This window comes from Streptomyces sp. NPDC031049 (genome assembly GCF_055571015.1).
Genome location: NZ_JBVIGC010000010.1, coordinates 172,072 through 184,690 on the forward strand (window position 1 = coordinate 172,072; position 12,619 = coordinate 184,690).

At 74.9% G+C, this 12,619-nt stretch carries 14 protein-coding genes and 5 tRNA genes; 8 read left to right on the top strand and 11 right to left on the bottom strand.

The genetic code is table 11. From position 1 onward, the window contains the following. Window positions 1-587: 587 nt before the first annotated feature. Window positions 588-1,148 carry a CGNR zinc finger domain-containing protein gene (locus ACZ45Q_RS18760; RefSeq protein ID WP_468262210.1) on the top strand — a complete coding sequence of 187 codons (561 nt, stop codon included), beginning with the start codon at window positions 588-590 and terminating at the stop codon, window positions 1,146-1,148. Window positions 1,149-1,253: 105 nt separating this feature from the next. Here the strand turns inward: ACZ45Q_RS18760 and ACZ45Q_RS18765 are convergent, their stop codons facing one another. Both ACZ45Q_RS18765 and ACZ45Q_RS18770 read right to left on the bottom strand, forming a co-directional pair. Continuing rightward, a complete protein-coding gene (locus ACZ45Q_RS18765; RefSeq protein ID WP_468262213.1) occupies window positions 1,254-1,421 on the bottom strand; it encodes a hypothetical protein in 168 nt (55 codons plus the stop codon). Window positions 1,422-1,575: 154 nt separating this feature from the next. Next, complete coding sequence (locus ACZ45Q_RS18770; RefSeq protein ID WP_468262216.1) at window positions 1,576-2,034, bottom strand: hypothetical protein; 459 nt, start codon at window positions 2,032-2,034, stop codon at window positions 1,576-1,578. Between the two features lie 217 nt (window positions 2,035-2,251). Between ACZ45Q_RS18770 and ACZ45Q_RS18775 the strand changes: the two genes are divergently transcribed. Further along, window positions 2,252-2,773, top strand: coding sequence for a DsbA family protein (locus tag ACZ45Q_RS18775; RefSeq protein WP_468262219.1), 522 nt, complete (start codon window positions 2,252-2,254; stop codon window positions 2,771-2,773). Window positions 2,774-2,938: 165 nt separating this feature from the next. Here the strand turns inward: ACZ45Q_RS18775 and ACZ45Q_RS18780 are convergent, their stop codons facing one another. The 3 genes from ACZ45Q_RS18780 to ACZ45Q_RS18790 all read right to left on the bottom strand — a co-directional run bounded on the left by ACZ45Q_RS18780 (window position 2,939) and on the right by ACZ45Q_RS18790 (window position 5,712). Further along, window positions 2,939-3,763 carry a GNAT family N-acetyltransferase gene (locus ACZ45Q_RS18780; protein WP_468262221.1) on the bottom strand — a complete coding sequence of 275 codons (825 nt, stop codon included), beginning with the start codon at window positions 3,761-3,763 and terminating at the stop codon, window positions 2,939-2,941. 75 nt (window positions 3,764-3,838) lie between these two features. After that, window positions 3,839-4,660 carry an aminotransferase class IV gene (locus ACZ45Q_RS18785; RefSeq protein WP_468262224.1) on the bottom strand — a complete coding sequence of 274 codons (822 nt, stop codon included), beginning with the start codon at window positions 4,658-4,660 and terminating at the stop codon, window positions 3,839-3,841. Continuing rightward, complete coding sequence (locus tag ACZ45Q_RS18790; protein WP_468262227.1) at window positions 4,657-5,712, bottom strand: chorismate-binding protein; 1,056 nt, start codon at window positions 5,710-5,712, stop codon at window positions 4,657-4,659. Before ACZ45Q_RS18790 ends, ACZ45Q_RS18785 begins: the two co-directional genes overlap by 4 nt. Window positions 5,713-5,890: 178 nt before the next feature. On the opposite strand from ACZ45Q_RS18790, the gene ACZ45Q_RS18795 reads away from it, so the two are divergent. The 5 genes from ACZ45Q_RS18795 (at window position 5,891) to ACZ45Q_RS18815 (ending at window position 6,357) form a co-directional block, all read left to right on the top strand. Further along, window positions 5,891-5,963 (top strand) — tRNA-Gly (locus ACZ45Q_RS18795). A 38-nt stretch (window positions 5,964-6,001) separates the two neighbouring features. Next, window positions 6,002-6,075 (top strand) — tRNA-Cys (locus ACZ45Q_RS18800). A 1-nt stretch (window position 6,076) separates the two neighbouring features. Continuing rightward, window positions 6,077-6,148, top strand: a tRNA-Val gene (locus tag ACZ45Q_RS18805). A 35-nt stretch (window positions 6,149-6,183) separates the two neighbouring features. Next, window positions 6,184-6,255: transfer RNA gene (locus tag ACZ45Q_RS18810), tRNA-Val, on the top strand. 30 nt (window positions 6,256-6,285) lie between these two features. Continuing rightward, window positions 6,286-6,357 (top strand) — tRNA-Val (locus ACZ45Q_RS18815). A 52-nt stretch (window positions 6,358-6,409) separates the two neighbouring features. On the opposite strand, the gene ACZ45Q_RS18820 is transcribed toward ACZ45Q_RS18815, so the two are convergent. The 4 genes from ACZ45Q_RS18820 to ACZ45Q_RS18835 all read right to left on the bottom strand — a co-directional run bounded on the left by ACZ45Q_RS18820 (window position 6,410) and on the right by ACZ45Q_RS18835 (window position 8,641). Next, entirely contained in the window at window positions 6,410-6,706 is a 297-nt protein-coding gene (locus tag ACZ45Q_RS18820) for a TFIIB-type zinc ribbon-containing protein (protein ID WP_468262230.1), read from the bottom strand. A gap of 99 nt (window positions 6,707-6,805) precedes the next feature. Beyond that, a complete protein-coding gene (locus ACZ45Q_RS18825) occupies window positions 6,806-7,723 on the bottom strand; it encodes a phosphotransferase family protein (RefSeq protein WP_468262233.1) in 918 nt (305 codons plus the stop codon). Window positions 7,724-7,925: 202 nt separating this feature from the next. Next, window positions 7,926-8,135, bottom strand: coding sequence for a hypothetical protein (locus tag ACZ45Q_RS18830; RefSeq protein ID WP_468262236.1), 210 nt, complete (start codon window positions 8,133-8,135; stop codon window positions 7,926-7,928). Between the two features lie 206 nt (window positions 8,136-8,341). Further along, window positions 8,342-8,641, bottom strand: a complete 300-nt coding sequence (locus ACZ45Q_RS18835) for a hypothetical protein (RefSeq protein ID WP_468262238.1) — start codon at window positions 8,639-8,641, stop codon at window positions 8,342-8,344. 195 nt (window positions 8,642-8,836) lie between these two features. On the opposite strand from ACZ45Q_RS18835, the gene ACZ45Q_RS18840 reads away from it, so the two are divergent. Continuing rightward, complete coding sequence (locus ACZ45Q_RS18840; RefSeq protein WP_468262241.1) at window positions 8,837-10,405, top strand: serine/threonine-protein kinase; 1,569 nt, start codon at window positions 8,837-8,839, stop codon at window positions 10,403-10,405. Window positions 10,406-10,547: 142 nt separating this feature from the next. Here the strand turns inward: ACZ45Q_RS18840 and ACZ45Q_RS18845 are convergent, their stop codons facing one another. Beyond that, window positions 10,548-11,366: a TrmH family RNA methyltransferase gene (locus ACZ45Q_RS18845; protein WP_468262244.1), complete on the bottom strand. Its 819-nt coding sequence runs from the start codon at window positions 11,364-11,366 to the stop codon at window positions 10,548-10,550. After that, complete coding sequence (gene cobA / locus ACZ45Q_RS18850; RefSeq protein WP_468262247.1) at window positions 11,366-12,598, bottom strand: uroporphyrinogen-III C-methyltransferase; 1,233 nt, start codon at window positions 12,596-12,598, stop codon at window positions 11,366-11,368. Before cobA ends, ACZ45Q_RS18845 begins: the two co-directional genes overlap by 1 nt. Between the last annotated feature and the right edge of the window lie 21 nt (window positions 12,599-12,619).

Below are 12,619 nucleotides of genomic sequence, written 5' to 3' on the forward strand. Positions count from 1 at the left end.
TTCGCTCCTCCCCTCCATCACAGCTCCCCCCCCCCCCCCCCCCCCCCCGCCCCCTCCCCCCCCCCCCCCCCCCCCCGGCGCCGATCAGCGGGCGCACGGGGAGCGGGGGCGTGCGCGCTGGGAGCAGGCGCGCGCGGAGAGCGGGGGCGGGCGCGCGGGGAGCGGGGGCGCGGGGAGCGGGGGCGCGGGGAGCGGGGGCGCGGGGAACCGGTGCGGGGCGACCGCCGTTGTACCGACGACGGTGGTGGCGGTCGGGACCGACCGGAAGCGGGAACGTCCGGAAGGCCGGAGGCCGCCCGGGAGGCCCGGGACTCGGGAGGCCGACGGGCCGGGAGCCCGGGGTCCAGGAGGCCGCAAGCCCGGGACACGGGAGGCCCTGGGCACGGGAGGCCCTGGGCACGGGAGCCCGGGGTCCGGGAGCCTGGGAGGCCCGGGGCCCGGGGCCCGGGGCCCGGGGCCCGGGAAGCCGGAGTGGAGGCTTCCGGGCAGGGCCGACCGGATCGGGGCCGGTACGGCGGCGCCGGAAGCCACTACCATCGGCCAGCATCGGCGGGCGCCCGCCCGACCCCCAGGCCAGGGAGCGAAACGTGCTGATCACCCATGACACCCGGTGTGCCCTCGACACCGTGGTCGATCTGGTGAACACCGCACCGGAGGACGAGTCGACGCCGGACGGGCTGCCGGACGTCGCCGCCCTCGCGGATTTCGTGGAGAACCACGAGATCAGCGACGTCGGAGTGCTCTCGGAGCTGGATCTGTCGGCGGTGCGCAAGATCCGGGGGCGCTTCGCCGCGGTGTTCGCCGCGCCCGACGCCCGGGCCGCCGCCGGGCTGATCAACGAGCTGGTCGCGGCGGCGGGCACCACCCCCCGGCTCACCGACCACGACGGCTACGACTGGCACGTCCACTACTTCGCCCCGGGCGCCTCGGTCGCGGACCACCTGGCCGCGGACTGCGGGATGGCCCTGGCCTTCTTCGTCGTCGCCGGGGAGCGTGAGCGGCTGCGCCGCTGCGAGGCCCCGGACTGCCGGCGGGCCTTCGTCGACCTCTCCCGCAACCGCTCACGGCGCTACTGCGACAGCCGCACCTGCGGAAACCGCCTGCATGTGGCCGCCTACCGCGCGCGCCGCAAGGAGGCGGCGGGCTGACCCTCCGGCGCCTTTGCCGCGCCGGGCTGCGGGGCCGTGCCGGCCTGCCGGGCGATGCGGTCCGACGCGCCCCCGGCGGGTGTCGCCGGGGAACGCGGGTACGGCTCACAGCAACAGCAGGTCGTGCAACGAAGCCATGAGCAGCAGACACCCGATCACCGCAAGGAAGATCATCAGCGGTGGCTGGGAAAGGGCGAAGAGACAGCCGCGCGGCTCGTCCTTCCGCGGCGCGGCGTCGCTCCCTGTCGTGTCCGGCTGCGTCGTGTCCAGCATCTCGCGGGCGATGATGGCGCAGTTCGCGCTTCCCGCGCGATCTCCGCACGTGTTGTGCACAGGAGTTCGCCGTTACGGTGATCTTCGGTTCGGGTTGTGATCACTTGCGGACGGCGGCCGACGTCCTCTGCCCGAAACCCGGCGCCGGCCGGGCTCAGATGCCGTGCTTCTTCAGGATCGCCTCGATGTCGCTGAAGTCGTCGTCGGCCGCCTGCTTGCCCGTGGGCCGGGCCGCCGGACGGGAGCCGGAGGAAGCGCCCGCAGCGGAGCCCAGGGAGGGCGCCGAAGCCGCCGGGGCCACCGCCTCGCCCTGTGCGGCGGCGCGGGCAGCCTGCCTGCGCTCCTTGCGGGTGCCGCCGCGCCGGCGCTCCACGGTGCGTGTGGTCAGGAACAGCAGCCAGGAGACGCCGAGCACCGCGAAGCCCGCCCAGGCCATGGGGCTGAAGGCGGTGTCGGCCAGCCACTGCACGATGCCGGTCATCACCAGGCCGACCGGGATCAGGGAGTAGGCGGCGATGCGGGCCGCCGCCAGGAAGCGCCTGCGGTACGCGGTGATCGCCGCGATGCCCAGGCCCGCCGCGGACACGGCGGAGCAGACGGTCTCGGCAATCATCCGGTCCTCCAGGGCTGGGCTCGCTCGGTCAGGGGCACTTCGTCCCTTCCATCCTGCACCGTCCGGGCCCTCCGGGGCCATGGCCGGGGCGGACATCAGGGACATCTCCGGGTCGGTCTCCGGGTCGGCTCCTCCCCGGGCCCCGGTGCGGTGGCGCCCCCTGACGTGCGGGAGGTCCGTTTGGGCCGCCGCTGCCGGGGCTGGGAGACTGTCGCCCATGAGCGACTCCTCCCCCGACCGTCCCACCGCCGTTCTCGACGTCTGGTGCGAGCTCCAGTGCCCGGACTGCCGCACCGCCCTGGACGACGTCCGCGCTCTGCGCGCCCGGTACGGCGACCGACTGGAGGTGCGGCTGCGGCACTTCCCCCTGGACAAGCACAAGCACGCCTTCGCCGCGGCCCAGGCCGCCGAGGAGGCCGCCGTGCAGGGGCAGGCCTGGCCGTACGTCGAGGCGGTGCTCGTCCGGGTGGCGGAACTGGAGCGACGGGGCGAGCCCGTGCTGGTCGAGACGGCCCGGGAACTCGGCATGGACGCCGAGGAGTTCGACACGGCGCTGATCGACGGCCGGCACATCCTGATCGTCGACGCCGACCAGGCCGAGGGCAAGGCGATCGGTGTGACCGGCACCCCGACGTACGTCATCGGCGGGGAGCGGCTCGACGGCGGCAAGAGCCAGGAGGGCCTGCGCGAGCGGATCGAGGAGATCGCGGACCGCCTGCTGGCCGGGCCGGAGGCCTGAGGACGACAGGGCGGCAGGGCGGGAGGACGGGAGAACGGCCTCCGACGGGGCACCGCACCCGGCGGCGCGGTCCCAGGACCACGGCCCGCGCCCTCCGGCGCTCCCGCGAGCTGCGCCCCAGGGCCCCGGGCCTCGGCCCCTCCCCTCCCCCACGACCGCCGGCCGCTACACCAGCGGTTTGTACAGGGTGTGCCGTGTGGTCCGGTAGCCCAGTGACTCGTACAGCCGCTCGGCCGCGGTGTTCCCGGCGAAGACGTTGAGGCCCAGGACGGTCCGGCCGGCGGCGATCGTCTGGCTCTCCGCGAGCAGCATCAGGGCGCGGCCGTGCCCCCGGCCGCGGTGCGCCGGGACGGTCTCGACGTCGAAGACGTAGGCGTCGTCCCGGCGCAGTGCCAGCCACAGGGTGCCGACCCGCACGCCCTCGTGCTCCAGCACGCTGAAGAGCATGTCCCGGGTGGCCGGCCCGTCCGGCAGCAGCGTCTCGTGGTCGCGGCGGGCCTTGGCGCGGGCCACCGCCTCGGGTATGCCCCGCTCGGTCCAGGTGCGCACGTAGTCCTCCGACTCGTGCGCCCGCCACTCCTCGTACTCGGCCTCCGTCATGGGCCGTGACCGGCTGCCCGCGGGAAGGACGGGCGCGGTGTCGCCGAGCCTCTTCTCCATGCCGCGGTTGCGCGGGACATAGCCGAGCATGTCGAACAGCCGCAGCGCCGCCTCGGCGTCGGCGGGCACGGACGTCTCGATCTGCCGGCAGCCCCAGCCCCGGGCGACCTCCTCCGCCGCCAGGGCGGCGACGGTTCCCCGGCCCCGGCGGCGGTCGGGTTCGTCGATGCGCAGGTGCAGGACGCGGGCCACGAAGTCGCCGAAGGAGGGCGAGGTGCCGAGATGGACGGCGCCGACGGGACGGCTGTTCACGCACACCTGGTAGCGGCGTGAACGCGTCCCGTCGGCAGCGCGCTGAAGCGGCTCGGTCGGCCGCAGGGTCGTGGTCATCAACGGGTTTCTACCCCGTCGCCGGCCCCCGCGTCAGCACGGTTTCCCGGGTCTCGCCGGACTCGCGCCGGGGGATCAGGGGTCCAGGTCCTGCCCGGAGCGCTCCTCGAAGATCCGCATGGCCTTGGCGGTCACCGGGCCCGGGGCGCCCGGCAGGTCGCGGTCGTCGACCCGGTGCACCGCCTGCACGTCCCGCAGCGTGGAGGTCAGGAAGATCTCGTCGGCCCGCTCCAGCACGTCCATGGGCAGGTCGGTCTCCTTGGCCCCCGTCCACTCCACGGTCAGGGCGCGGGTGACGCCCGCCAGGCACCCGGAGGCGAGCGGCGGGGTGTGGATCTCGCCGTCCAGGACGACGAAGACGTTGGAGCCGGTCCCCTCGCACAGCCGGCCCAGGGTGTTGCCCAGCAGCGCCTCGGAGGCGCCGTGCTCCCGGGCGCGGGCCAGGGCGACGACGTTCTCGGCGTACGAGGTCGTCTTCAGGCCGGCCAGCGCGCCGCGCTCGTTGCGGGTCCAGGGCACGGTGACCACGGCCGTGGAGTCGGGGCGGCGGGCGGTCTCGCCGACGGCGACGACCAGGGTCGAGCCCTCCTCGCCGCGGTCGGAGCCGAGCGGGCCGTGGCCGCCGGTGTAGGTGATGCGCAGCCGGGCCAGCGGCAGGGGGTTCGCGGCCAGGACGGCGTCGCAGGCGCGGCGGACCTCGTCGAGGTCGGGGTCGGGCAGGCCGAGGCCCCGGGCCGAACGGGTCATCCGGTCGAGGTGCCGGGTCAGCGCGAACGGCCTGCCGTCCACCGCCTTCACGGTCTCGAAGATGCCGTCGCCCACGGTCAGGCCGTGGTCGAAGACGGAGACCCGGGCCTCCTCGAGCTCCTGCAGCCTGCCGTCGAGCCAGATCCTCACGTCTGTACTCCCTCTCCACTCACCTCGTAGGCTCCCGACGCTACCGCCAGCAGCCGTGACGCCTTCAGCTCGGTCTCGCGCCACTCCCCCTCGGGGTCGGAGCCCCAGGTGATGCCGGCGCCGGTGCCGAAGCGCAGCAGGGCACCGCCGCCGGCCGCGCGGTCGATCCAGAAGGTGCGGATGCCGACGGCCAGTTCCGCCGTGCCGCGGTCGGCGTCCACCCAGCCGACGGCCCCGCAGTACGGTCCCCGGGGCGCCGTCTCCAGCGCGTCGATGATCCGCAGGGCGCTGGACTTCGGGGCGCCGGTGACCGAACCGGGCGGGAAGGCGGCGCCGAGCAGCTCGGGCCAGCCCGCCCCGGCGCGCAGTTCGCCGCGCACCGTGGACACCAGGTGGACCAGCCCGGGGTGCTTCTCCACGGCGCACAGGTCGGGCACCGTCACGCTCCCCGTGGCGCACACGCGCCCGATGTCGTTGCGGACGAGGTCCACGATCATGACGTTCTCTGCGTAGTCCTTCTCCAGCAGATCCGCCTCGGTGCGGCCGGTCCCCTTGATCGGCCCCGACTCGACGACCCGGCCGTCGCGCCGCAGGAAGAGCTCGGGTGAGGCGGTGGCCGTCTCCACCCCGTGGTCCGGCAGCCGAATCGTTCCGGCGTACGGCGCGGGGTTGCCGCGGGCCAGGAGTGCGGTGAGGGCGTCGACATCGGCGCCGGGCGGTACGGGCGCCGACAGCACCCGGCAGAGGTTGGCCTGGTAGACCTCGCCGGCCGCTATGTGCGCGCGGATGCGGCGTACGGCCGCCGTGTACGCCTCGCGGTCCAGTGACGACGTCCAGTCACCGACGGCCGGTCCCCGCCACCGGCCGGGCACGGGAGCGGGCACCGGCTCCACGCGGACGTCCTCGAAGCGGGCGCAGGTCAGGCGCCCCTCGAAGTCGGCGGCGACGGCCCAGAAACCGCTGGAGTCGAGGGCCGCGGGATCGCTGGTCACATCGCGGAGACCGGTGGCGACGCGGTCGCCGAAGCGGGCGAGGGGAGGGAGGTCGTGCACGCCGTCGAGTCTATGACCGGTGTCGCGGAGGTGAGCCGAACGTGTCCTTCCCGACGTCCTGACCAGGTCGGCGGTGGGGGGCGGCGCAGCACGCTGCACAAACGCGTTTTTGTACTGGCCCCGGAATCCGCTAGAGTTCAACACGTCGCCGGGACGCGGAAGCGGACCGAATCGACAGGCGGACGTAGCTCAGTTGGTAGAGCGCAACCTTGCCAAGGTTGAGGTCGCGAGTTCGAGCCTCGTCGTCCGCTCGAAGGAAGAGGGGGATCTCCGGGTCCTCCGCACTCCTGGTGGAGTGGCCGAGAGGCGAGGCAACGGCCTGCAAAGCCGTCTACACGGGTTCAAATCCCGTCTCCACCTCCAAGGACGATTAGCTCAGCGGGAGAGCGCTTCCCTGACACGGAAGAGGTCACTGGTTCAATCCCAGTATCGTCCACTGGTCCGCGAGGACCTCGATCCGCAAGGATCCCCGCGCGATTAGCTCAGCGGGAGAGCGCTTCCCTGACACGGAAGAGGTCACTGGTTCAATCCCAGTATCGCGCACGGTACGTGACCGTACGGTCACGGTCCCGAGGACGATTAGCTCAGCGGGAGAGCGCTTCCCTGACACGGAAGAGGTCACTGGTTCAATCCCAGTATCGTCCACAGCCCGGAGCCCCCGGCCGTCATGTGCGGCCGGGGGCTCTTTCGTGCGGGCTCAGCTGGAGAACAGCATGTGGCCGAAGCTCTTGTGCCGGCGGTGGCCGTGGTGGTGGCCGTGACCGGCGTGCGGGGCGCCCCAGGCCGGTGCGGCGGGCGCCGCGGGGGCGGCCGGGTAGGCCCCCGGGGCGGGCGGAGGCGGCGGGGCGGGCTGGGACCACTGCGACTCCAGCCGGGTGAGGGACTCCAGCTCGCCGTAGTCGAGGAAGATTCCACGGCAGCCGCTGCACTGCTCGATCTGGACGCCGTTGCGGTTGTAGGTGTGCATGGGGGCACGACACTTCGGACACTGCATGTCGGGCTCAACTCCTCGCCGGTCGGTCCTGCTTCGCGTATCGCCAGGACAGACTCCGTCCGGCCGCGTCCGGTTGCACCTGGTCCGCGTGACGTCGGCTCAGCCGGGAGGAAGCGACGCGATGCGCGCGCACGCGTCGACGAGCGCCGTCTCCGCCTCGTCCAGGGAGCGGCCCTCGGCGAGCGCCTTGGTGAGGGCACGGGCGGCGGTCTGCACGGTCAGGGCGCGGGCCGGGACGTCCAGGGCGGGCCAGGGGTCGCCGTCCGCCGGGACGGCCGGGCCTGCGGCGGTGCGGTAGGCGGTGAGGAAACGGGACCAGTCGTCGGGTGGGAGCAGTCCGCACGCGTACCAGGCGGCCGGGCGGGCGAGGTCCCAGGCCGGTACGCCGGTGCCGAGGTCGTCGACGTCGATCAGCAGCCAGGGGCCGTCGGGTGCCGGGTGGCGTATGAGCTGGCCGAGGTGGAAGTCACCGTGGCAGGGGGTGGTGGTGTCCGGCATGGGGGCCTCGTCGCGGGCCCAGGCGGGCAGAGCGGCCCAGGCGCGCAGGACCGGGGCGACGCCGGGACGGCCGGGGCCGGCGTCGCGGAGCCGGGCGACCGCCGAGGCCGCCTTCGCGGGTCCGCGCATGACCGGCAGTCTGCGGTGTGGATCGGCCGGGGCGCGGTGCAGCCGGGCGAGGAGCACCGCGGCGGCCTCCCACGGGGCGGCGGCGGGGTCGTCCGGGTCGACGGGGGTGCCGTAGGGCCAGAAGGTCACGAGCCGGCCGTGCAGGGCGGTGGGCGTCGCGGTGACCGGCGGCAGGAGCACGCCGGGGAGCCGGTCGGCGAGGGCCAGCCGGCGGGCCAGGGCGTCGGGGTCGGCGCCCGGGGCGTGGGCCTTGGCGACGGTGTCCGCGTGCCGGACGACGGTGGCGTCCGGGCGGTCGGCGAGGGTGGCGGTGCGGCAGGGGCAGCGTGGGGTGGAGCGCCGGTGAACGGCTGCCCCGACGCGAGCGGTCAGGGCGGGGAGGAGGGTCACGGGGCGAGCGTACGGGGGGCCTTCGGCGGTTGCGCCGGGACCGGCGCCGCAGCTGTCGCCGGGAGTGCTCGGGCGCACGGCAATGCCGGCGCAGCTCCCCAGCTGCGCCGGCATCTGTGCCGTCCGCCGCACCCCCGTCCCCACGGGGTTTCATGGGTGGGTGTCCCCGCCCGGACCGCTCTTCCGGGCCTGGGGTCACCGCTCAGCGCCCCAGCACCACACCCACGGACGACGCCTGTGTGGCCACTGTCTCCCACCCGTCGAAGACGAGGAGGAGCAGGGCCGCCAGGGGGAGGGCCATCAGCGTCGCCACCAGCGGGTGGCGGCGGCCCTGGCGGCGCGGGCGGAACGCGGTGGCGTACGCCCTGCGTCCCTGCATGCGGATCAGTGCCCGCGGTGCCGTCTGGGCCATGGCCCCTCTCCTGACCGTTCGATTCGCACGTGTCGTCATTGGCAGCGGCGGGCGTCTGACCTCGGGGGACGAGTGCTGCACCCGCCGCTTGACCTCAAATCTAGGGGTCCGGCTCCCCCGGCACGTCATGCCCTCGTACCGATTGCCGGGCCTCCCGGAGGATGAGCCCCGTCGCGCGGCGTACTCCCCTGGGTGGAGACGGCGGCTCACGCCTCCGGGTCTTCCCGGAGGGGCCGCCCCGCGCGCCCCCGCTGATCCGCGGACCCGTCCGGAGCCCGCTCCGAGCCGTCCTCCCGGGGCACGGGCTGTTCGACCAGGGCCAGCACGCGGTTCGCCATGAAACGCGCCGTGCGCACCACGGCACCGGTGCGGGTGACTTCGCTCACTTCGACCACCCCTCGCCGCACCGCCGTCTCCACCCGGCGCCCCGCCCTGCTCGCCACCACCTCGTACGTCCGCGTCGTGTCCCCCGCGTCCACGACTATCTCCACCCGGTCACCCTTCACAGGCCAATCCCCCTTACCCGTCGAGTCGTTGGGGCACCGGCCGGGGTCAACCCGGCCCGCCCTCCCCACCCCTGACCACCTTTCAAGTCTCCCACCCACCACTGACAATCGACCGGGCCGAGAGGGCGCGGCCTCTGCGCGCAGGCGGCCGTGGAAACGTAAGCTGTGGCTCGTCACAGGGACCGGGCAGCGGGGATGAACATGGCGATGATGCGCCTGAGGCGCGAGGACCCGCGCGTCGTCGGCTCGTTCAGGCTTCACAGGCGGCTCGGCGCGGGCGGGATGGGCGTGGTCTACCTGGGCTCCGACAAGAAGGGGCAGCGGGTCGCGCTGAAGGTCATCCGGCCGGACCTGGCCGAGGACCAGGAGTTCCGTTCGCGCTTCGCCCGTGAGGTCTCGGCGGCGCGGCGGATCAGAGGCGGCTGCACCGCACGGCTGGTCGCGGCCGATCTGGAGGCGGACCGCCCGTGGTTCGCCACGCAGTACGTGCCCGGGCCCTCCCTGCACGACAAGGTCGTCGACGAGGGCCCGCTCGGCGCGGCCGACGTCGCCGCCATCGGCGCCGCCCTCTCCGAGGGCCTGGTCGCGGTGCACGAGGCCGGGGTGGTGCACCGCGACCTCAAGCCGTCCAACATCCTGCTGTCCCCCAAGGGGCCGCGCATCATCGACTTCGGGATCGCCTGGGCCACGGGCGCCTCGACCCTCACCCACGTGGGAACGGCGGTCGGCTCCCCCGGGTTCCTCGCGCCGGAGCAGGTGCGCGGGGCGGCCGTCACCCCGGCCACGGACGTGTTCTCGCTGGGCGCCACCCTCGCCTACGCCTCCATGGGCGACTCGCCCTTCGGCCACGGCAGTTCGGAGGTGATGCTGTACCGCGTGGTGCACGAGGAGCCGCAGCTGCACGGCGTACCGGACGCGTTGTCCCCGCTCGTGCGGGCCTGCCTGGCGAAGGACCCCGAGGAGCGGCCCAGCACCCTTCAGCTGTCGCTGCGGCTGAAGGAGATCGCGGCCCGTGAGGCCCAGGGGCTGGGCCTGGCCGACGTGCGCCCGCCGGCGCCGCGCGGCGCGGAGTCGGACCGGGCCGCGGGGCGGCTCGCCGACACCTACCCGGAGCGGTCGCACCGCCACCCCCAGGGGCAGCCGGGAGGGCACGGCACTCCCGCGCCGCGGCGCCCGGCGGACCTGCGGGGCGGCGACCCGCGGGGGACCGACCCGCGGGGGGCGGACGCTCGGGGCGCCGGATCGCGCGCCACCGGCCAAGGACGCTCCGGCACCGGTACGCCCGCGCGGGGAGCCTCGGCGCGCGGCGGCACTCCGTCCCGGGGCGGTGGCAGCGCGTCCCGCGGCGGCTCCGGTCCGCGGTCCGGAGCCCGGCCGACGCCCGCCGCACGCCGTGGCACCGGCACGTCGGGCAGCACCTCCGGCGGGGGCCGGCCGCGGCGTTCCGACAACGGGGGGCGGCCGACACCGTCGCGCGGCGGAGGCGGCCGTCCGTCGTCACGTCCCACGGGGACCGGGCGCAGGCCCGCCAACCCCCGCCTGCTGCGCCAGCGGCTGTTCGTCTTCGTCGTGGTGACGCTCCTCGTCGCGCTCGGCATCGCCGTGGCGCAGGGCTGCCAGGGCCCGGCGCGCGGACTGGGCGGCGACGGCCCCGGCGTACGCAGCGCGCCGAGCGCCGTACGGCACGCGCCCGGCGGCGTGGGACACGCGTCCGGCGCCGTGGAGCACGCGACCGGCGTCGCGGGAACCGGCCGGCCCGCGTAGCCCGTCGGAGGAACCGCTCGCCTGCGTAGCCCGTCGCGGGAACCGCTGGGCTGCGCAGCCGGAGCGGGCTCTGGCGGCGTAGCCGGACCGCGCTCGGCCTGCGCAGGCGGAGCGGGCTCGGGTCCGGGCGGCCGGTGCCGGGTCAGGCCGTCGGTCGCCCCGTGGCCACCGCGTAGAAGGCGACCGCGGCCGCCGCGCCGACGTTGAGCGAGTCGACGCCGTGCGACATGGGGATGCGCACCCGGTCGTCGGCGGCCTCCAGCGCCCGGCGGGACAGACCGTCGCCCTCGGCGCCGAGCATCAGGGCCACCCGGTCCATCCGGTGCGGGGCGGCCTCGTCGAGGGCCCTGGCCCTGGCGTCGGGGGTGAGGGCGAGGAGCGTGAAGCCCGCCTCGCGGACGGTCTCCAGGCTCCTGGGCCAGCCGTCCAGGCGGGCGTACGGCACGGAGAAGACGGCCCCCATCGACACCTTCACGCTGCGCCGGTAGAGCGGGTCGGCGCAGTCCGGGGAGAGCAGGACGGCGTCCATGCCGAGCGCGGCGGCGGAGCGGAAGATCGCGCCGATGTTGGTGTGGTCGTTGACCGACTCCATCACCACCACGCGCCGGGCGGTGCGCAGCAGGTCGGCCGCGGCGGGCAGCGGCTTGCGCTGCATCGAGGCGAGCGCGCCGCGGTGGACGTGGTAGCCGGTGACCTGTTCGGCGAGCGCCGGGCTGACGACGTAGACGGGCGCGGGACTCGCGTCGATGACGTCGCGCATGGTGTCGACCCACTTGGCGGACAGCAGCATGGAGCGTGTCGCGTAGCCCGCGTCGACGGCCCTTCTGACGACCTTCTCGCCCTCGGCGATGAACAGGCCCTCGGCGGGCTCGCGCCGACGGCGCAGCTCAACGTCGGTGAGGTTCGTGTAGTCGTGCAGACGGGGGTCGTCGGGGTCCTCGATCGTGACCGGTTCGGCCATCACTCGGTGCCTCGCGGGCCCACGCCGACGACCTCGCCGACGACGATGACGGCAGGCGGCCTGACCTCCTCGGCGACGACCGTCTCGGCGACGGTCGCCAGGGTCGCGTCGACCCGGCGCTGGGCGGCGGTGGTGCCCTCCTGGACCAGGGCGACCGGGGTGTCGGGGGACCTGCCGTGTGCGACGAGGGTGTCGGCGATCTTCCCGATCTTGTCGACGCCCATGAGGATCACGAGCGTGCCGGTGAGCCGGGCCAGCGCGGGCCAGTCGACGAGGGAGCGCTCGTCGTCGGGGGCGACGTGGCCGCTGACCACCGTGAACTCGTGGGCGACGCCGCGGTGGGTGACCGGGATGCCGGCCGCGCCGGGCACCGAGATGGAACTGGAGATGCCGGGCACGACCGTGCAGGGGATGCCCGCCTCGGCGAGCGCCTGCGCCTCCTCCATGCCGCGGCCGAAGACGAACGGGTCGCCGCCCTTGAGCCGGACGACCGCCTTGCCCTGCTTGGCGTGCTCGATCAGCGCGTTGTTGATGGCCTCCTGGGCCATGAACCGGCCGTAGGGGATCTTCGCCGCGTCGATCACCTCGACGTGCGGCGGCAGCTCGGCGAGCAGGTCGCGCGGGCCGAGGCGGTCGGCGATGACCACGTCGGCCTCGGCGAGCAGCCGGCGTCCGCGGACCGTGATCAGGTCGGGGTCGCCGGGGCCGCCGCCGACCAGGGCGACGCCCGCCTTGCGGGTGCGGTGGTGCGGGGCGACGAGGGTGCCGTCGCGCAGGCCCTCGACGACCGCGTCGCGGATGGCGGCGGTGTGGCGGGGGTCGCGGCCCCGGGCGTCGGTGGTGAGGACGGCGACGGTCACGCCCTCGCTGGTGCCGGTGGCCGGGGTCCAGGCCGTGGCCTGGTCGGCGTCGTCGGAGCGGACGCACCAGACGCGGTGGCGCTCCGCCTCGGCGGAGGCCCGGGCGTTGGCCTCGGGGTCGCTGGTGGCGATCAGGGCGTACCAGGCGTCCGCGAGGTCGCCGTCGGCGTACGGGCGCCGTTCCCAGGTGATCTCGCCCGCGTCCGCCATCGCCTCGACGGAGGGGGTGGCCCCGGGGGAGACGAGGACGATGTCGGCGCCGGCCGCGATGAGGGCGGGGAGGCGGCGCTGGGCGACCTGACCGCCGCCGAGGACGACCACGCGGCGGCCGGCGAGGCGGAGGCCTACGGGGTAGGCGGGGTGTTCGGCCATGAGGGGACGGCTCCTGTTGGG